This is a genomic window from Flavobacterium sufflavum (assembly GCF_004016525.1).
GTDB lineage: Bacteria > Bacteroidota > Bacteroidia > Flavobacteriales > Flavobacteriaceae > Flavobacterium > Flavobacterium sufflavum.
Genome location: NZ_SACJ01000006.1, coordinates 111,133 through 130,532, shown reverse-complemented (window position 1 = coordinate 130,532; position 19,400 = coordinate 111,133). Strand labels below are relative to the sequence as shown.

Annotated in this window: 19 protein-coding genes and 1 pseudogene; 9 read left to right on the top strand and 11 right to left on the bottom strand. The window is 32.6% G+C overall.

Translation table 11 applies throughout. The annotated features are described in order from the left end of the window. Nucleotides 1-93 precede the first annotated feature (93 nt). Nucleotides 94-735 carry a protein-L-isoaspartate(D-aspartate) O-methyltransferase gene (locus EOD40_RS11305; RefSeq protein ID WP_128195583.1) on the top strand — a complete coding sequence of 214 codons (642 nt, stop codon included), beginning with the start codon at nucleotides 94-96 and terminating at the stop codon, nucleotides 733-735. A gap of 11 nt (nucleotides 736-746) precedes the next feature. On the opposite strand, the gene smpB is transcribed toward EOD40_RS11305, so the two are convergent. Continuing rightward, nucleotides 747-1,202 (bottom strand): SsrA-binding protein SmpB, encoded by a 456-nt coding sequence (smpB, locus tag EOD40_RS11300; protein ID WP_128195581.1) that lies wholly within the window; start codon nucleotides 1,200-1,202, stop codon nucleotides 747-749. Nucleotides 1,203-1,272: 70 nt separating this feature from the next. Between smpB and EOD40_RS11295 the strand changes: the two genes are divergently transcribed. Next, nucleotides 1,273-1,500 carry a VF530 family protein gene (locus tag EOD40_RS11295; RefSeq protein WP_128195579.1) on the top strand — a complete coding sequence of 76 codons (228 nt, stop codon included), beginning with the start codon at nucleotides 1,273-1,275 and terminating at the stop codon, nucleotides 1,498-1,500. A gap of 5 nt (nucleotides 1,501-1,505) precedes the next feature. Here EOD40_RS11295 and EOD40_RS11290 read toward each other — a convergent pair whose 3' ends face one another. Further along, nucleotides 1,506-2,063 (bottom strand): DUF3575 domain-containing protein, encoded by a 558-nt coding sequence (locus EOD40_RS11290; RefSeq protein ID WP_128195577.1) that lies wholly within the window; start codon nucleotides 2,061-2,063, stop codon nucleotides 1,506-1,508. Nucleotides 2,064-2,191: 128 nt separating this feature from the next. After that, nucleotides 2,192-3,046: an aldose 1-epimerase family protein gene (locus EOD40_RS11285; RefSeq protein ID WP_128195576.1), complete on the bottom strand. Its 855-nt coding sequence runs from the start codon at nucleotides 3,044-3,046 to the stop codon at nucleotides 2,192-2,194. A 156-nt stretch (nucleotides 3,047-3,202) separates the two neighbouring features. Between EOD40_RS11285 and EOD40_RS11280 the strand changes: the two genes are divergently transcribed. From EOD40_RS11280 to EOD40_RS17950, 6 genes are all read left to right on the top strand, one after another. Beyond that, entirely contained in the window at nucleotides 3,203-5,461 is a 2,259-nt protein-coding gene (locus EOD40_RS11280; RefSeq protein WP_128195574.1) for a M1 family metallopeptidase, read from the top strand. A gap of 156 nt (nucleotides 5,462-5,617) precedes the next feature. After that, complete coding sequence (gene cmk, locus EOD40_RS11275) at nucleotides 5,618-6,304, top strand: (d)CMP kinase (protein ID WP_128195572.1); 687 nt, start codon at nucleotides 5,618-5,620, stop codon at nucleotides 6,302-6,304. 787 nt (nucleotides 6,305-7,091) lie between these two features. Continuing rightward, nucleotides 7,092-7,850 carry a hypothetical protein gene (locus EOD40_RS11265; RefSeq protein WP_128195568.1) on the top strand — a complete coding sequence of 253 codons (759 nt, stop codon included), beginning with the start codon at nucleotides 7,092-7,094 and terminating at the stop codon, nucleotides 7,848-7,850. A gap of 15 nt (nucleotides 7,851-7,865) precedes the next feature. Then, nucleotides 7,866-8,258 (top strand): DUF5675 family protein, encoded by a 393-nt coding sequence (locus EOD40_RS11260; protein WP_128195566.1) that lies wholly within the window; start codon nucleotides 7,866-7,868, stop codon nucleotides 8,256-8,258. 50 nt (nucleotides 8,259-8,308) lie between these two features. After that, nucleotides 8,309-8,524 (top strand): hypothetical protein, encoded by a 216-nt coding sequence (locus tag EOD40_RS11255; protein ID WP_128195564.1) that lies wholly within the window; start codon nucleotides 8,309-8,311, stop codon nucleotides 8,522-8,524. After that, the gene (locus tag EOD40_RS17950; RefSeq protein WP_164905473.1) at nucleotides 8,511-8,687 is read left to right on the top strand and encodes a hypothetical protein; all 177 of its coding nucleotides are present in this window, start codon (nucleotides 8,511-8,513) and stop codon (nucleotides 8,685-8,687) included. Before EOD40_RS11255 ends, EOD40_RS17950 begins: the two co-directional genes overlap by 14 nt. A gap of 73 nt (nucleotides 8,688-8,760) precedes the next feature. Here EOD40_RS17950 and EOD40_RS11250 read toward each other — a convergent pair whose 3' ends face one another. Further along, nucleotides 8,761-8,940, bottom strand: coding sequence for a hypothetical protein (locus EOD40_RS11250; RefSeq protein ID WP_128195562.1), 180 nt, complete (start codon nucleotides 8,938-8,940; stop codon nucleotides 8,761-8,763). A 25-nt stretch (nucleotides 8,941-8,965) separates the two neighbouring features. Beyond that, nucleotides 8,966-9,388, bottom strand: a pseudogene (locus EOD40_RS18340) (DUF6943 family protein). A 1-nt stretch (nucleotide 9,389) separates the two neighbouring features. Between EOD40_RS18340 and EOD40_RS11240 the strand changes: the two are divergent. Next, a complete protein-coding gene (locus EOD40_RS11240; RefSeq protein WP_128195560.1) occupies nucleotides 9,390-9,629 on the top strand; it encodes a hypothetical protein in 240 nt (79 codons plus the stop codon). Between the two features lie 1,238 nt (nucleotides 9,630-10,867). Here EOD40_RS11240 and EOD40_RS11235 read toward each other — a convergent pair. From EOD40_RS11235 to EOD40_RS11210, 6 genes are all read right to left on the bottom strand, one after another. Then, a complete protein-coding gene (locus EOD40_RS11235; RefSeq protein ID WP_128195558.1) occupies nucleotides 10,868-11,767 on the bottom strand; it encodes a hypothetical protein in 900 nt (299 codons plus the stop codon). A 159-nt stretch (nucleotides 11,768-11,926) separates the two neighbouring features. Continuing rightward, on the bottom strand, nucleotides 11,927-13,618 hold the full coding sequence (locus EOD40_RS11230) for an amidohydrolase family protein (protein ID WP_164905472.1): 1,692 nt from the start codon (nucleotides 13,616-13,618) through the stop codon (nucleotides 11,927-11,929). A gap of 136 nt (nucleotides 13,619-13,754) precedes the next feature. After that, complete coding sequence (locus EOD40_RS11225) at nucleotides 13,755-14,489, bottom strand: hypothetical protein (protein WP_128195554.1); 735 nt, start codon at nucleotides 14,487-14,489, stop codon at nucleotides 13,755-13,757. Nucleotides 14,490-14,495: 6 nt separating this feature from the next. Then, nucleotides 14,496-15,263 carry a trypsin-like serine peptidase gene (locus EOD40_RS11220; protein WP_128195553.1) on the bottom strand — a complete coding sequence of 256 codons (768 nt, stop codon included), beginning with the start codon at nucleotides 15,261-15,263 and terminating at the stop codon, nucleotides 14,496-14,498. A gap of 311 nt (nucleotides 15,264-15,574) precedes the next feature. Next, nucleotides 15,575-16,267, bottom strand: coding sequence for a M48 family metallopeptidase (locus tag EOD40_RS11215; protein WP_128195551.1), 693 nt, complete (start codon nucleotides 16,265-16,267; stop codon nucleotides 15,575-15,577). 1 nt (nucleotide 16,268) lies between these two features. Beyond that, on the bottom strand, nucleotides 16,269-19,397 hold the full coding sequence (locus EOD40_RS11210; protein ID WP_196781435.1) for a type I restriction endonuclease subunit R: 3,129 nt from the start codon (nucleotides 19,395-19,397) through the stop codon (nucleotides 16,269-16,271). Between the last annotated feature and the right edge of the window lie 3 nt (nucleotides 19,398-19,400).

The window sequence follows — 19,400 nt, the reverse complement described above, 5'->3', positions numbered from 1 at the left end:
TTCAAATTAAAATATAGAAAAATTGATTTGGATTTTGGATGTTGCTTTTTGGATTTTTTACTGCTATTTTTACAAAAAAATAATCCCCCAACATTGAAAGATACAGCCAAACATCAAGGACTTCGCAATCAATTAGTAAGCACTTTACAAGAAAAAGGAATTACTGATTTACGTGTGCTTGATGCGATAAAAAAAATCCCAAGACACCTTTTTTTAAACTCTAGTTTTGAAGCTTATGCTTATCAGGATAAGGCATTTCCTATAAGTGCAGGACAAACTATTTCGCAACCTTATACGGTAGCGTTTCAAACTCAATTATTAGAGATTAAAAAAGATCACAAGGTTTTGGAAATTGGAACAGGTTCGGGTTATCAAACGGCTGTTTTGTGTTTGATGGGTGCTAAAGTATATAGTATAGAAAGGCAAAATGAGTTATTTAAGAAAACTTCAGTTTTACTACCTAAGTTAGGAATAAGACCTAAGCATCTTACCTTTGGAGACGGATATAAAGGTTTGCCAACTTATGGACCTTTTGATAGTATAATTGTTACTGCCGGTGCGCCTTATATTCCGCAACCTCTGATGGCTCAGTTAAAGATAGGCGGAAGGTTGGTTATACCAGTTGGTGAAGAGGTACAGGTGATGACCTTGCTTATTCGAAAAAACGAAACGCAGTTCGAAAAACACGAATTAGGGAAATTCCGATTTGTTCCTTTATTAGAAGATAAAAATTAAAGCTTTTAAAATTAATTAAAAGCTTTTTTTATTCTGTCCAAATCTCGTTTGGTATCTTGTTCTTTCAAAGATTCGCGTTTGTCGTAGTTTTTCTTACCCTTACAAAGACCAATTTCCAGTTTAGCAATTCCTTTTTCATTAGTAAATAAACGCAAAGGGATAATAGTTAAACCTTTGGCTTGTACGCTTCTGGCAAGACTCTTTAATTCTCGTTTGTTTAAAAGTAATTTTCGTTCGCTTCTGGATTTGTGATTGAATTGGTTTCCAAAGGCGTATTCTTCTATGTAGGTATTAATGGCAAAAAGTTCAGTACCGTTAAATTCACAAAAACTTTCGGTAATATTGGCTTTTCCTAATCGGATAGATTTGATTTCAGTTCCTGCCAGCACAATTCCAGCAGTAAATTTTTCGATTATTTCATAATCAAATCGGGCTCTTTTATTAAGTATGTTGACTGTTTTTAGCATAGGAATGCAAATGTAGGAACAATTACTAAAACTCCACAATTTTTTAGTGAAATTGATATAAATTTGCTTTATGGAAAAACAAACTTCAAACGATCCGCTTCACGGAATGACTTTAAAAGCAATACTGGAAAAATTAGTTAATTTTTATGGATTTGATACTTTGGGCGAATTAATAAAAATCAAATGTTTTACAGATAAACCAAGTATCAAATCAAGTTTGACTTTTTTAAGAAAGACCGATTGGGCCAGAAAAAAAGTCGAAGAATTGTATGTTAAATCTTTGTCTAAATTTGATTGAAGGATTTAATTTAATTTATAAGAAATCATGATTCCACCTCTGTACGGAAGCCATTCACCACTTTTATTGTAATGTTTGACTTTTTCATATCTTCCGGGTGTACCATCAGTGTAGTATCCCTTATAAAAACCTTGGTGCCATCCACCACCTAAGAAAGCATCTAAGACGAATTTGTCATTAAGTTTTTTTTGATAACCTATTGTTGCTCCTATACGATATCCCAGTCCTTCTTCGTATTGATTAGTTCCCCAGTAATTCCATTTTTGCAATTTATAAATATCTGGACCAGCATGAAAACCTGCATATACGCCATTGTATTTTTCTTTAAAATGATAGCGGTATTCAGGTGTTAGCATGGCAGTTTGCATTGGTTTTCCATCGAAAGATTTCCAAAAGGAGGCAAAAATATCAACACTAAAAGTTGATTTAGCTCCGATACTTGTTTCTATTCCAACCTGAGGAACTCCAACTAAAGCCGAAAGTCCGTTAAGTTTTATGTAGGTTTGAGCTGTAATAGTCAATTGAAATAGAAGAAAGAAGGAAAGTGAAATTACTTTTTTCATGGTGTTTTTATCTGACAACTTTTTATTTGTTGTTGTCAATTTGGTCACAAATATACGTTTTCATACTGTAATATATTTATTATAATTGTGTTAATTTTAAAGTTAAGTTTGCTGAAAAACAGAAGGTTTTAAACAATCTCTATCGTAAATTTTGAATTAAAAATTTCATTTGCTTCGATAATTTGAATTCCTTCTTTTTCGAAAATATTTCCTGCTGAATCATTGGTGTCTGAATAGCCATACCAAGGTTCGATACAAAGGAAAGGAGAGTTTTTTTTGGTCCAGATTCCTAAGTGCGGGAAACTTTGATAATGTACTTTTATCAGTGGGATTTCGTTTTTTAGAATAATTAAGCTTCTTGATTGTAGTTTTTTAAAAATCAAAGCATCGTTTTCAAACAATTTATAGTTTAGTTTGACTAGGTTGTTTTTTGTTTCTAAAATTTGGGTTTTATTCGAAATTAAATCATTCTCCAGGAGGGTGTAAATTAAAGCTTCTTCTTTTTCGAATTTAAGTTCGTATTCTTCAAAATTTCCATTTAAAGCAAAAGCAGGATGAGCGCCAATGGAGAAAGGCAATTGTGATTGATTTTTATTGATTACTTTGTATTCAATGTTGAGTTTTTTTTCTTCTAATGAATAATGTATTTGCAATTCAAAGTCAAAAGGATATATTTTTAATGTCTCCGCTGATGATTGAATTGAAAAAGTAACACTATTTACTTCTTTATTAATTAATTCGAAATTCATGTCTCTGGCAAAACCATGTCTTGACAATTGATAAGTAGTATTGTTAATTTGGAAAGAATTATTTTTAAGCATTCCTACAATGGGAAATAAAATGGGTGAATGTTTTCCCCAGAAGTCAGGATTTCCTTCCCAGATGTATTCTTTATTGTCGTTGTTAGATTGTAGTGAAAATAATTCAGCTCCTTTATGATTGATTTTTGCCGAAATATATGCGTTAGAAATTGTAGTTGTCAAAATGTAATTGTTTTTAGGTAAATTTAATGTTGTAAATATATTCAATAAAATTTATTTAAGAATTTGGAATATAAAATCTTAAAATTTAATTAAAGCCAAATTTTATATTAAAAGTGAGTGATTTTTTTTATTAATTTGTTTCAAATTGGAAAAAACATGAAAAACATTCGATTCGAAGCTATTTTTCAAATAGCAATATTTTTAGGTACTGTATTCTTAAATGCCCAAGAAACTTCAGTTGTAAAACCTATTTCTAATTATAATTATCATGATGCTTTTGCACCATTTTTTTATTCTAAAAATGGAACAACAACACGTTCCGCAAGTGGTCAGCCTGGAGTTGAATATTGGCAAAATCGCGCCGATTATAAATTGACTGCAACCTTAAATGATAAAACTAATGAAATTGTTGGTACCGATGTTATTACTTATACCAATAATAGTACGGATGTCATGTCTTTTTTGTGGTTGAATTTGGAACAAAATTTATTCAAAGCAGATTCCAGAGGAGAAGCAATAGTTCCTGTTACGGGAAGTAGAAGTGGAGGGCAAGGGCAAATTTTTGATGGAGGTCATAAAATTAAATCGGTTAAAATAATTAAAATTGATAATAAGAAAGTTAATGATGTAGAAGTCAAGTATCTTATAAGTGATACCCGTATGCAAATTTTTCTTCCTGAAGAGTTGAAATCAAAAGGAGGGAAAGTAGAGTTTAAAATCGAGTTTTCATATATTTCTCCTAATGAAGGTTCGGATAGAACAGGTGTTTTAGAAACTAAAAACGGCAAAATTTTTACTATTGCGCAGTGGTATCCTCGCATGTGTGTGTATGATGATGTTAGGGGATGGAATACAAATCCTTATTTAGGAGCTTCAGAGTTTTATTTGGAATACGGTGATTTTGATATTGCTATTACAGCTCCTACTAATCATATTGTAGTTTGTTCAGGAGAATTGATGAATCCAAAAGAAGTATATTCTGCTGAAGAATTTAAGCGATTTAATGAGGCTAAAAACAGTGATAAAACGGTGGTGATTCATTCGTTAAATGATATGCAGGCATCAAAAAGTTCAGCAACTACAGCTACTAAAACCTGGCATTACAAAATGAGTAATTCACGTGATGTTTCCTGGGCTTCTTCAGCTGCTTTTATTTTAGACGGAGCTCAAATTAACTTACCAAGCGGCAAAAAATCGTTGGCTTTATCTGCTTATCCTGAAGAGAGTGCCGGGAATGAAGCCTGGGGGCGCTCGACAGAATTTGTGAAACATTCGATAGAAAACTATTCTAAAAGATGGTTTGAATATACTTATCCGGTAGCGACAAATGTAGCTGGGAATGAAGGTGGAATGGAATATCCCGGGATTGTTTTCTGTAGTTGGAAATCCAAAGGAAAAAGACTTTGGGGAGTTACAGACCATGAGTTTGGACACAATTGGTTTCCAATGATTGTAGGGTCTAACGAACGTTTGTTTGCCTGGATGGATGAAGGTTTTAATACTTTTATTAATTCGTTAAGTGATATTGATTTTAATAATGGAGAGTTTAAAGAAGAAAAAGACGATATGCACGAAAGTGGTGCTTCCTATACTGATCCTGAATTAGAACCAGTTTTGAGTTCGCCAGATAATATGAAGGAGGCTAATATTGGCGATTTGTGTTATTCTAAACCAAGTTCAGGATTAGTGATTTTAAGAGAGCAAGTGCTTGGAGAAGAACGTTTTGATTTGGCTTTTAGAACTTATATTAAGCGTTGGGCATTTAAACATCCGCAGCCAGATGATTTTTTTAGAACGATGGAAAATATAGGAGGAGAGGATTTGAGTTGGTTTTGGAGAGGTTGGTTTCAAAACAATTGGCGTTTTGATCAAGGCGTAAATTCTATAAAATATGTAAAAAACGATCCTAAAAAAGGTGTTTTTATAAGTATTGAAAATTTCGAAAAAATGCCAATGCCAGTTATTTTAGATGTTAAATTGAAAAGCGGAAAAGTAGATCGAGTAAAATTACCGGTTGAAGTTTGGCAAAAAAATGTGGAATGGACTTTTAAACACAATTCTACAGAAGAAATAGAAAGCATTACTCTTGATCCTGATCATGTATTCCCGGATAGTAATGAAGCTAATAATATCTGGACTGCTGATAAAGGTGTGGTTGAAAAAGATGTGGTTTATGATGCTTATTTAGGTACATTTTCTAATTCAAGAATGCCAATTAAAATTGTTGTATCAGAGAAAAATACCTTGTTGAATGTAGAAATTACTGATTATCCGGAGTTTTCAGTAAATGCTGTTGGAAAGGATGAATTCGAATCGAAACGTGCCGGTTTAAAATTTAAATATAATGAAGATAAAACAGGATTTGATATGATTATTGGGGATTCAAGAACAATTCCTTTTACAAAAGAGAAATAATTAAAAGAATATTTTAGTATCAAACGGCTATTGAGGGTTCTCAGTAGCCGTTTTTATTTATTCGAAATTATATCAATAAAATCTTTGTTTGCTAAGCCTAAAAAAATGTACTTTTATTGCTTTTTATTTGATTATTAACTTTACAAAACATTCATTTTGGATAAAAAGATTACAATTGCAATTGATGGATTTTCTTCAACCGGGAAAAGTACTTTAGCGAAACAATTAGCGAAGGAATTAGGTTATGTGTATGTAGATACAGGGGCTATGTACCGTGCAATTGCTTTTTTTTCGATGCAACATGGATATATTAATGCCGATTTTTTTGATAAAGAATCATTAATAAATAGTTTGCCAGCGATTCGTCTTCATTTTCAGTTTAATGCCGATTTAGGTTTTGCTGAAATGTATTTGAATGATGAGAATGTTGAAAAAGAAATCAGAACAATTGAAGTTTCCAACTTTGTGAGCAAAGTAGCCGAAATTCCTGAAGTCCGAACTAAATTAGTCGAACAACAGCAGGAAATGGGTAAAAATAAAGCTGTTGTAATGGATGGCAGAGATATTGGAACTGTCGTTTTTCCTGATGCCGAACTTAAAATATTCATGACAGCATCTGCGCAAACCCGTGCGCAAAGACGTTTTGACGAATTGATCCAAAAAGGAGATACGGTTACTTTTGAAGAGGTATTTAAAAATGTAGAAGAGCGCGATTATATCGATACGCATAGAAGTAGTTCTCCATTAATAAAGGCTGATGATGCGGTGGAAATTGATAATTCTAATCTTAGTCGTGAGGAACAATTTGAGTTGGTTTTGGATTTAGTCAGACAAAAACAGTAAGTATACAAAACGTATCAAATAATAAAAGCCGTAAAACTTATGTTTTACGGCTTTATTCGTTAAGCTTTCAGCGGAGAAAGAGGGATTTGTCTCTTTCAAAAATCACCAATAAAATCAATACTTCGCAAAGCATGTTATTTAAGTGACTCCTCGACTGACACCTCTTTATAAGGATACTATTATTCTAAATTCAAAGTAGTCAAATATAAGCATAATTGTTTGAATATTAAAGTGTCAAGGCTAAAAAATGAACTAGTAGTTTAAGTGTTTAGTTATGCGTATCCTGATTAAAATTTGTTTGAAGTACTTTTCAATTTTAACCAAAAATCAAGTGAGTTACTTGTTCATATTTTATACCTGAATATGTACAGAACTCATCAATTGTTAGGAACTCATTTTCGAGCTTGTTGAGGTCTTTTTTTATTTTTTGCATCAATCTGGTACTTTGACGATAACTTTTTCCTGTTATGCGTTGTATGTCCTTTGGATAGATGCAAACCCTCTGATTGTTCATTTTCATACTTTATCCTTAACTTTGATATAGCTTTGCTATACTTCTGACGTGCAGAAATTATTTTGCAATTTAGTTATAATTCTTCATACTTATTTATCGTGTTTTTAAGTTCATTTTGGACACTTATGCCATTTTTGGACATATGGTACACTCGTAGTTTTTCCTTTTGAAAAATGCTTTGTAAACTTTGTTTTAATCATTCAAAATGTGGTTGCAACTGATTGGTAGAATGAAGTAGTTTTTAGATGAATGTTGAATTAAATTTCAGAAATTATGGCAAGGCAAAAGGGCATAATTAAATTGAAAGGTACTATCGGGGATATTACTTTTTATAAAACGCAGGATGGACATTTGGCGAGAGAAAAAGGCGGAATTGACGCTAACAGAATCGCAAATGATCCTGCGTTTCAAAGAACTCGTGAAAACGGTTCTGAATTTGGAAGAGCGGGGAAAGCGGGGAAGTTGTTGAGAACAGCTTTACGTGTATTGTTGCTAAATTCGGCGGATAGTCGCATGGTGAGTCGTTTGACTCAATCTATGGTCAAAGTTATTCAGGCAGACACAACGAGTGAACGTGGATTAAGAAACGTGATTGACGGTGAAGCCGAATTGTTAACTGGATTTGAATTTAATATTCGAGGGAAATTGGGAACCAGTTTGTTTGCTCCATATACCGGAGGTATCAACAGGGTTAGCGGTGAAATCTCGGTGGATATTCCATCGTTTATCCCGTTGAATATGATTGCGGCTCCCGGAGGAACTACCCACTTTAAAATAATTTCAGCCGGGCTTGAAATTGATTTTGAAGCAGAAACTTTTGTGGAACAACATTCGGAATCAGCAATTACGGCTTGGGATTCAGCGGCTACAGCGGTAATTAGCCATGTGAACACTGTTACTCCTAACAGTACTAAACCACTATTCCTGGCTTTAGGATTGGAGTTCTACCAAGAGGTAAACGGAAGTATGTACTCTTTGAAAAATGGAGCTTACAACCCTTTAGCGCTTATCGTAGTTAATGGAGGTGTGTAATCTGAAGTTCGAAGTATGGTTTTGTTTTTAACTAGAACTTATTTCCCTGAAGGAACAAATGGTAAACTCGAATGCGAAGGTAAATTAATTTGTAATACCATTGAATTGCCTTGGAAGATGAACGAAACGAAGGTTTCCTGTGTTCCTGAAGGGAAATATTTTATAAGAAAGCGATACAGTGCCAAATACAAATGGCATTTGGAATTGGTGGATGTGCCCAATAGAAAGTTTATTCTTTTTCATCCTGCTAATAATGCTCAAAAGGAATTGCAAGGCTGTATTGCTCCGGTAACTAAACTTTCTGGACCTGGTTTAGGTTTGATGTCCCGAAAAGCTTTTACCAAGTTAAAAGACTTTGTTTATAAAGCTTTGGACAATAAAGAAAGTGTCGAATTGATTATTGAATAGAGATCCTTCTCCCGAAAAGTCGGGATCAGGATGACAAATTGGAAAAGATTATGAAAAAAATTATAAATAGAGCTTCAGCTCCCACGCCAAAGTTTTTTAAAGTGCTTCGAAATGTAGGTTTGGCATTAGCTGCCGTTGGAGGAACTATTTTAGCTGCTCCAATTGCTCTGCCTGTAATAGTAACAACTATTGGAGGTTATGTTGCTGTAGCCGGTGGTGTTTTGTCGGCTGTAAGCCAGCTTACTACAACTGATGACAGCCCATAACCATACCTTGATGGGAACTGCCGGAGGCACATTTTTAAGTATAGTACCTAATATTCAATCTGAAGATATTGTAAAAACGGCTGTCTTGGCCACAGTTGGAGCGGTTGTCAGTTTTATGATTTCGTTACTGCTTAAAAGCCTAAATAAGAAGCACAAAAAATAAGTTTAGCCCTAGTTGTGGTGACCTTTGGGTTAAACAAAATGAAAGCCTGGTCGTGATCAGGCTTTTTTTGTTTTTAGATTTCACCAAATTGATTCAGTTGTACCTCAACGACTACCACTTCGGAATTGTGGCAGTATAAATCGTTGTATTTTGCAAAGTCAATTGCTTTGTTTCTGCTGTCAAAAGCACCAAAAAAAACTCTTGATGCTCTTGATTTCCAATTATCTGTTTGGAATAATAAAAAAATGCTCATAGGAGTAATTTTAAAAGTTAATTAATCAGTTTTTCTTGCAGTAGCGGTACAAAATAACCCTACGTATATCGTTAATAAGATTGATGTTCTGATGGAACTGTTTTTCTTTTTGTTCCAGGAGTTTTAAAGCCGCTACTTGTTTTAGATGTTCTTCGTGTTCCTGCATCATCAAACAAGCTTTTAGATTGAATTCTTCTGAAAAATTTTGAAGGCGTAAAAAGGGAATAACCGAACCTACTAAAAATGGATGCCAAAATCTGGTTTTTCATAAGCTGTAAGCCACAAAATAAATATTCTCACAATCTTCGTCATTTTGAAAAATGATTACAAAACTATTGGTAAATGGCTCTTTTTGGGGTTTACCGCTGTTCATACCTTTGTTAAGAATGAATAAATGTGGCTTGTTGTAAACCAAGTCCTTTTTGTGGGTTTTAACGATAAAATTCATCATGACTTCGGATTTAAAGATTAGCTTTTCTTCTAGTTTCCCTGCTGTTTCTGATGAATGGCCAAGTGCCTCGCTACGCTCTGCACCAATAAATTTTTCAAAAGAAAAAAGAAAAAAAGAAAGCCATTCTTCTAGTGGAAGGTTTCAAAAAAGCAGGTTTTTCAGAAAAAATACTACCCTAAATAGAAGTGTTCAGAAGGTAGTTTTTAGTGTTCAGCAAAATAGTGAACTGGAAAAATAAGGGTGGAGATTTTTTATGAAACCCGTAGGGCTTGAACTTGCTTTTTTGAATACCTGGAACTTAGCTTTGCTCTCTTTTTTTTATTTTTTATTTTGAAATATCTAATCAAAATTTCCTTGTTTGTTTGGATGAAATTTTGAGAGAATGAGTGTTGTTTTTTTGCAGGAGTGTTCTTGAAAGGGTATCCAATTTTTGGACGGATGAAAATCCAAATTCAAATAATAAAAACGTTTTTCATCCGGCTGAAAATTTGATACTCTTTATTCTCATTTGTTTTTTGAGGATGCTTGAGTCGTGTTCAGTAATCAGTAGTTAGTGTACAGTCGGAATGTTAATATGGAAATGGGAAGTATCTTCAAAAAACAATGCTAAAACTTACCTAGTGCGATGGGGCAGTAGCGCAAGCAAGGGTATTATTTTTTTATTTGTTTATCGGTATGTTCTGATTGTTTTTGTGATAGCTGGTGCCAGAAATAGTGTTCAGTGTACAGTTTAGTATTTAGAAGTATTTGGTTTAGTAATACAAAGGCATCAGCTATCGCGGAAACAATGTATTTTGATGTTCTGACAAATAAAAAATAATACTCTTGCTGGGAATTTTGGTTTTGTGGGTAATAAAATGGCTTTTACCATAGGCAAATAACCTGAAAATCTAAAGCCATTTTATTACTTACAAAAGCAATGAAAATACTTTCTATGTAACCGCCAAGATGATAAAAACAGTGAATGCAAACGTTCTTAAAAGCAATGATAACCGTAAAGTTTCAGATGAAATACAGAACATTGTTAAAGACAGTGGCGAAGGACGGTATTTTTTTGTAGCTGGGTGGTGCGATGGGAGCTGCAAAAAATGTTGTCCTGAAGCCACTGGCAAGCGCGTTGGGTGAGCGGCTTTTTTACATAATGTTATTATAGTGCATCCTAAAATTTCATTGAGAGTAGGACAGTTCTTCATGCACTATAATGCCACATTATGTAAAGAAGCTTTGGGGAAAAAAATTACTGGCGCAAGTTGCGAAGCGTACTTGTTTTTTCTAAAAACTGTGCCAGTAATTTTTTTTTGGAGCGTTGGCAAAGGAGGGGCAGTTGAAATGTAAAACATCCTTTTTATCAACGACCTAAGAGAGACCGATTGTCCTTCGTTTTTATTGGAAAACTGTTTTGAAATGGATAAGAGACGAGTGAATTAAGATGTTAAAGTATTTTTACGTTGAAATTGCAATCTTTCGATATTAGATTTAACTTTTAGTTCTTGTTGTATTATTCGCAAAATGATCTATTCTATCTGACATAGAAACTGTTTTAGCCTTTCCTTTAACCATTGTCTCTGCTACAAAAACGATCTGACCTTTTTTATTAGCAAAATAATCTGACTGAAGTAATCTAAAATGTCCTTTTCTAAAATGTGGTATTTTTGATATTGGCGAATTTTCAGTCTCTCTAATTTTTTCGGATAATTGGAACGTTAAGTTTCTAGCTGACTTATCTTCTCCTCTGTCGAATAAATTATTTGGAACACCTTCTGCAACACAATCTGGGAAACAGTTCATATAAGCAATTGTATTTATCGCAAGGCGAAACATTTTTGAATGCAAAAGTGATAATACGTCATCTTTCTTGTTTACCTCCGCATAGAATTTATCCGACATACGACCTCCATTTTCGCTAAGTGAATAGTATAGTTCAATACTACCATCATTTTCGAGACTTAAAGAAAATGCCAGTCCATCTGCTTCATAGGGTAAATGCAATGCAAATTTATAAACTACACTCTTTTTTTGCTCTTTTGAATATAAATGAATAACATCTTTACTTTGCCCTTTTTCATAGAGGAATTTTTTAATTCCTTCTAAATCAGATAAGGGAACTTTTTCAAGAAAGTCCCTTAAATGTTTATCGAGGAAGAAAATATGCAATAACATACCTTTATTGTCATTTCTCCATAATTCTAATCCGGATATTATTAGACCTCTCGACTCTGGAGTTTCAAAGGCCTGTATTGGAGCAGTTAAAATATTTTGTCGAAGTAATGAAAATATTTGATCATCTGTAAGGTACGGTGTCAATTTTTTCTGTGTTCCATAAAGGTGGTGCCAAAAATATTTTAATGGTTTGCTATAATATACTCTTCTAGCCATATCAATTCTTTTTAAATTAAGTAACGTGTCGAGTTATTACAAAAACTTTATTAACTGTATTACTTCGAAGTTAGAAACTTCGGAGAGCTGAGAGCTGATTTTTTAATAGCTTAAAGCCGTGAGACTTCGAGCAGCGGATATATAACAGTATAATCAATGTTACTCTATTAAACTCATTAAATATTGTCTGCCTGCTGGTGACAAATAATCACTTGCTGTTTTTTCTAGAAAATTATTAATGCTTAAGAAATTTATAAAATTTTGAGAAAAGAAACCTTCTATATTACCCCTTAAATGACTGTCTTGAAACATATCTACTAAAAGTTCATAGTACTTATTTTGTTCATTAATCATTCCAATCATATCCCAATCGGTACCAAAACAAATCTTATTTTTTAAAGGAAATTTTCCATTATTGAAATTATCAATTAGATTTTGGAAAAATCTATCTCGTTCATGATGTTTATTGCTAATAATTTTCCTTAAATGACCAACCTCACAATAAGCAAATTCATATTCTTGGCAAAGTTCGACTACTATTCTGGCGTAACAATCTTCGCTTAACCATTGTCGAGGATTTGAGTACCATCCATGAAAATTATGATTTCTAATCTTTGGATCTCCACCTCCTGCATGACCAAAGCAAATTCTCAGGTTAGGATACTTTCTTAAAACATTACGCCAATTTTTAGGATCACAATTTAATCCATAACCTTTTTTCGCTTGGAAACCTTGAGGGGTACAGTGTGTGAAAATAGGGATTTTTTCAGATTGACAATAACTAAAAAAATTATTAACTCTTTCTTCCACTACGGGGTCTAAATTATTAATAGGTTTGTATCCCATTGGCGGATAAAACTTAACACCTATATTACCAGCAGCAATACCTTCCTGAAAAGATGTCATTGCATTTTCATTTAATGGATTGAATGCAGTAAAACCAAGTAATTTACCATCCGATTGACTTACCAATTTCATCATATTATTGGTTTGAACCGGATTAAAAGGATAGAAAGTATACCCTTTTTCATAGGAAGCACACATATCCATCATGTAATGAACTTGTAAGACCAAATTTGCTTTGCCATAACCTGAAGTTGCCTTTTGATATATTTTTACCTCATCATCAAGCATTGTTGCTAGAAAATTAATCACCGGAATATCATCACAATCTAAATATTGCTGCAGTTCTTTATTTATCTTGGGCTGGCATAATTTTTCTAAAGCCCAAATAATAGTGTTTTGGTATGTTTTTTCAAACTCTTTTTTTTGATTGTTATCAGCATTTATTGCATGGGACTTCATATAATTTTCTAGAAAAGCCTTCCTGAAATTATCTGAATTGAATTTACTTTTGTTAGCTGTTGATTCCTTGTCTTTTATTTTTTCTAACTCTAAGATTGAATTAAATAAGAGGCTTTCCTGAAAAGCTTGACTTAAATCAGAGGACTTGTTATCTCTAGCAATTAATTCTAACTTTTGTCTCGTTCTATACAGAAACCAATCTATTATTTCATGGGATTCCATATTTTTAAGAAGATTTTTGTTGGTAATAAAATTAGCTTCATCACTGCCAAAATCATCTGTTAATGCATACAAATAATTTGCTAGTGGACCAGCAATTAGACCTACCAGAAATATCGGTTTAATAATTGCCTCAAGTGGTAAATATCTCGCATTAAAAAGATGTATGTGAGCATCAACGAGGCGTCTAGGTTCAATTTTTAAAGAGCCTAATACACAATTTTTATCGTTATTAGGGGTGTTAAAAGATTCAAGTAAAAATTCTACGACAGGTATTAGTGCTAGTGAACCTAAACTTGTTGTTTTTAAAAAATTTCTTCTATGCATGTTCATATTTAAGAATGTATTAAGCGTGTTAAAACTAAAAAAGTAGCCTTTAAGATGGACTAAAGGATAATTAACTAAATGACCTGAAGAAAAAGAGTGTTTTTACTTTTAAATTTGTGAATTGGAAATTTCAATTTTAGTCTATAATAATTTGAGTACCTACAGAAACTGGTTTTCTAACAAATTTACCATATGTCGCAGCAACAGGGCAACTTGCCATGATACGCCATTGATTTTTGATTATTACACCAAAGTTGATCTGTGATAAAAAGAAAGGTTTGTTTTGAATATTTAAATTACTATATAAATCTTTAGAACCAGCAATGCCATAAGCACTTAAAATACTAAACAATTTTAAGTTTTCTTTTTCACCGAATACATCAATATACATTTGCCCGCCTAATTGGCAATTAAAAGTAGCTTCTTCACTGAGAGAGCCAAGAGCAGGAAGCTGAAAACCTAACTTAGGGTTAAAAGCAAAACAAATTGTAGCCCAATCATTTTGGCCATAACCAAAAATTGTAGTCGCATTTAAAACACCATTACCACCCCCATTAACAAGGGATTCAATAGTTTGATCTTCTACAGTATTTTCTTTAGCGGAATTGATATGGGATCCTAAACTAACTCGAAATGCCCCTATTTTATCGGAAACTAATTCACTATAAAAATTCACTTCATCAGATTGAAATTGAAATACGTTGGACTTAAATAACTTGAAACCCTCTTCAGGAGCACTAAGATGCCAAAATGTATTCGATTTGTCAAGTACAAAAGAAGATTTAGATTTAGTTCCTTCCTTAAAATAAAGGAATTGCGCTGACGATACCATTGAATAAAATAAAAATGGGATAAGTAATTTTGTTTTCATAATTTTCTATTTAGCTATGTATTGGTTAATCCATTTTAAAAAATCAGTATCCATTTTAGCAGAAATATTAAAGCAATTATTAATATAACCTTCATTTCCCCCATGATGTATTCCTATAATTGTGGGTTTATCATTGTCTATAAGCCATAAAGGTGCTCCACTATCTCCAGTACAAGTGAACATGTTGTATCCAATTAATGACATTTTATCATCTAAATATAAATCATTAATAGTGCATTTTTTATCAATTTTTGTATTTGTCATATCGCATGGAAATCCTGTTAGATGTACTTCTGATGTTTTAGTTTTAATGTTATCAACTTTGTCAAGTTGAAAATGACCAAAATAATAAGCTTTGATTTTATTTGGATTTTTAAATTTAATTATAGCAATATCAGTCAAGGGATTTAATTTCGATTTATAAGTATAAATTATAAACTCTTTTTTTTTTAAATACATATTTTGATTATTGTTAGCAGGATTATATAGAGTTATACCTTTTATCATTCCCTGTCTAATTACATTATGATGGGCGGTAATCAAAACATCAGGTGCGATAAAAGAGCTTGTACTAGAAAAATTTCCAAATATTCTGTTAAACGTCTGATGTATTACATAACTGTATGGAGAAACCTTATTTTGATCTTCATTTAAAATAATACGCTCTTCTCTTTTTTCTACAGGTCCACAGGGTTTGTCACATCCATTAAAAATTTTATCACAATTGTTTTGTGAGTAACAAATTACAGAAAAGAACAATAATAATAGTTTCATTACATTCAATTTTATAAATGATATTGAAAATTACGGATTTTTTTTAATAAAAAAACAAAATATTAGAAATAGCTTTGGGTAGATAATAAAAAAGAATCGAACATACTTTTAAGATTTGGAGTAGTGGGAAGGAATAGCAAATGAAACCTAAAAGATTAATCTACAACTAAATGAAAAAACGTTCTCACAATTGTTTTAATAACAATTTAGATTAATGAAAGACAACACACTTCAGTTTTTATCTAAAGGTTTACATAGTATTTAAAAATCTATTTTCTACAATTCAATGGAATTCTAATTTTTTTCATGATTTAAATTTTCTCTAATTTTAATTTCCAATGCTTCCAATCAGGAGCTATGTTTTCTAATAGATTATAGAACTTTTTTGAGTGGTTTCTTTCGATTAGATGGCATAATTCATGTATTATCACATATTCAATACAAGCTGAAGAGACTTTTATTAATTCGGGATTGATTACTATTTTACCTGAAGAAGTATAGCTGCCCCAGCGCTTTTTCATGCGTTTAATTTGCAATTCCGGTTTTTGAATTTTGTACTGAATGAATTTTCTATATGCTTCTTCATACATTTTTTCAAAGATTTTAGAAGCTCTCTTATAATACCACTCTGTCATTAAATGTTTCACTTCTTCAGCAGTACTTTTGGTCGTAAATACAACTAAGTAACTACCTTGAATTTTTACTTTGTTTTCTTGAGAATTGATGATTTTTAAAAGATAATTTCTCCCTAAGTATTTATGAGTTTCTCCAATTACATATTCTCTTTTTGGAGTTTCTGGCAGGAATTGTTCAAAGTATTTTTGTTGTGTTATTATCCATCTTGAACGTTTTGACACTACTTTCTTGATTGTATCAATAGAACAATCTAAAGGTGCTTTTATTTGTACAGAAGTATCAGGGTGTACCTCAACGGCAATACTTTTCCTTTTCTTTTCTGCTACTGAAAATGTGATTTGTTTTGTACCGTACTGAATGTGATGCATCTTAAAAATTGTTTTTTGCTACTTTTAAACATTTGTCTAGTATGACATCTAAATCATCAAATGTGATATCAATACCTAATGATTTGCGATGTGCCATTAGATAATCTTCCACCTCGTTTTCCATTTCTTTGATTACATCGATATTTTTTTTCCAATCTCTAATGACTAGTTTTTCAATAATTTTTGAAATGTCAATTCCAATATTGGCCAAAACATCTTTTTGTTGGATTGCTATTTCTTTACCAAAACTGTTCTCAAATACTTCACTCAATACACCGAAGAATGCTCTCGCCTCAGGTTTGTTTAGCAATGTTTGCGGAATGTCTTCGAGATATCCTTTTTCAAACTGGTCTCGTATATTTAATATTGCCTTTAAATATTCTGCTTCGGATATTCTGTTTTCTTGAAATGATTTTATAACATCTTCTAATAACTGAGAAAATTTTTTGTAAAAAGCTTCGTCTTTTTCCATGTTTTCCGTTATTACCTTTTTCATTTTGTGTGCAATGAAATCGGCTTTCGAAGCAGGTGTTTTGCCATATTCTTCAATAGCTTCGTTTACCATTTGCTTGTCGAAAATGTTCAATTCTTTTGTAATTACTATTACGTCATCAGCTTGTACATAGGTGTCCAATAGCTTTTTAACTCTAGGTTCGTATTCTTTGTATGAAACGATTTCTGCATATCTGTTTTGTAATGAAACACGAAGTTTTACAAACATTTTTAATTCTTGTTTGTAGAAATCAATTTGTTCTTCAGAAAACTCAATATAAAATTCATTAGAAGCCAAAGCTGTTTGTAATGTTCTGGCAAATTGGCTCAAAGTTTCATAAAAATCATCTCTTAGGTCTTTGTAAGCTAAGTGTCTTTCAAGAGCTTCGATGTCTTTTTTGTTGTAGACTTCTTTAAAGCAGTCCCAAACATTTGCATGATGAACAGGCACTTTTCTTATTTCATCACTAACATCAACAATTGTATTGGTCAAATCTTCTTCATCAAAATCTTCGAATGCTGCATAAGACGTTAAGGCTTCATCCAATTTTCCTAAAATACCCACATAATCAATAATATGACCGTGTTCTTTGCCGCTAAATAATCTATTTACTCTGGCAATGGCTTGTAGTAAATTATGAGAATGTAATGGCTTTGCTAAGTACAGAATTGTATTTCTAGGTGCATCAAAGCCAGTAAGTAACTTACTTACTACGATTATTAATTCGACTTCAGTTCCTTCGTCCTGGAACTTACTAATGATGAATCTTTCGTATTCTTCCTGTCCATTGTATTTTTCCATTAATGAAGCCCAGTATTTTTTTGCTTCGTTTGAGGTTTCTTTCCAAACATCTTCATAATCCTGACGGCTATCTGGTGGTGTGAATACTACAGCTGTGTTGATTTTTAATTCCGGATCTGTTTGCTCTTCAAAATATTTTTGGTAGCGGATCGCTGTTTCAATTCGAGGTACTGCTAATTGTGCTTTGAAGACACCGCCTTGCCAGTTTTGCGAGTAGTGTCTTGAAATGTCATAAGCTATTTCGTTGACTACTTGTTCGCTTTCATAAATTCTGCTAATGCTTGCAAATTTCTTCTTTAAATCCTTTTGAGCTTCTTCATTTAGGTTACTTGATAAACGTTGGAAACCTTTGTCGATTTGCTGTTTATTCACACTTAATTGTGCTGAACGACCCTCATATAGCAATGGTAATACTGCACGATCTTTTACGGCTTGATCAATAGTATATTTGTGGATAAAACCACCAAATTTTCTTGCCGTACTTTTTTCGTTTTTCATTAATGGCGTTCCAGTAAAACCAATGTAACAAGCATTTGGTAATACTCGTTTCATGTTGATGTGAGCCGTTCCGTATTGACTACGATGGCTTTCATCCACTAAAACGAATATGTTTTCTGAGTTATCTATAAAGGAAGTATTTTTTGTAGCAGTTTGAAATTTATCAATAATGGTAGTAATTATTTCATTTCCTTTATCTTGTAGTAATTCAATTAAATCACTACCACTTTTTGCTTTTTCAACTGATTTACCACAATTTCTAAAGGTTTTATAGATTTGATTGTCTAGGTCAATTCTGTCAGTAACTACAATAATTCTCGGTGAAGGAATTTCTTTGTCTAATGCTAATGCTTTTGATATCATTACCATAGTTAACGATTTTCCACTTCCTGTTGTATGCCAAATTACACCACCTTTACGTTTATTGGTTTTATCAATTTCTTTTACTCTTTCTATAGTGTTTTGAACGGCAAAATATTGTTGGTAACGAGGTACTTTAATGTTTGGACCATCATATACTAAGTATTTGTAAACAAATTCTAAAATTCTATTAACGCTACAAAGGCTCACTAATGATTGGTCTTGAATTGTAGTTTCTCTGTCTTCTTTTTGTGTTCCGTATTTAGTAGTTTTAAGTGTTTTTTGAGTTTCTTTCTCATTATTTTCTTTCCATACTGCCCAGAATTTTTCTGGAGTTCCTACAGCACCATATTTTACTTCATTAGGTTGTACTGCCAATAATAATTTGGCATAATGATATAGTTTAGGAATTCCTTCTTCGCGTTTTTGATTTCGAATGTGTTGCGAAATTGCTTCGGTTAAGGAGGCATTTTTATCTCTGCGTTTGTTTTCAATAACTATGAAAGGAATACCGTTGATGAAAAGAACAATATCTGGTCTTCTTTTTTCTTTGATCCCTTCTACAACAAATTCATCTGTGATGTGGTAAGCATTGTTTTCAGGGTTTTCCCAATCAATGAATCTCATCGTGTATGCTTTACGGTCGCCTTGAATGGTTTCGTTGAAACTTTTCCCTAGTGTAAGCAAGTCATGAATGTTTTCATTAGTTTTTACCAAACTTTCTTCAGGAATGTTTTTTAAAACGTTGATTGCAGATTGAATGTTGGAGTTAGAAAAAGGATATTCTTTGTCTTTATATTCAAAGCTATTGATAGCGCTCAACCGTTCCGCTAAAATATCTTCCAGTATCACATTAGAAAGTAACCCACCACGTTGTTTGATGGTTTCTTCGGGAGTTATGTATGACCAACCCAATTTGCGAAGCAAATGGATGGCTGGTTTTTGGGAGTCGTTGTTTTCACCGTAATTTAGCATCATATC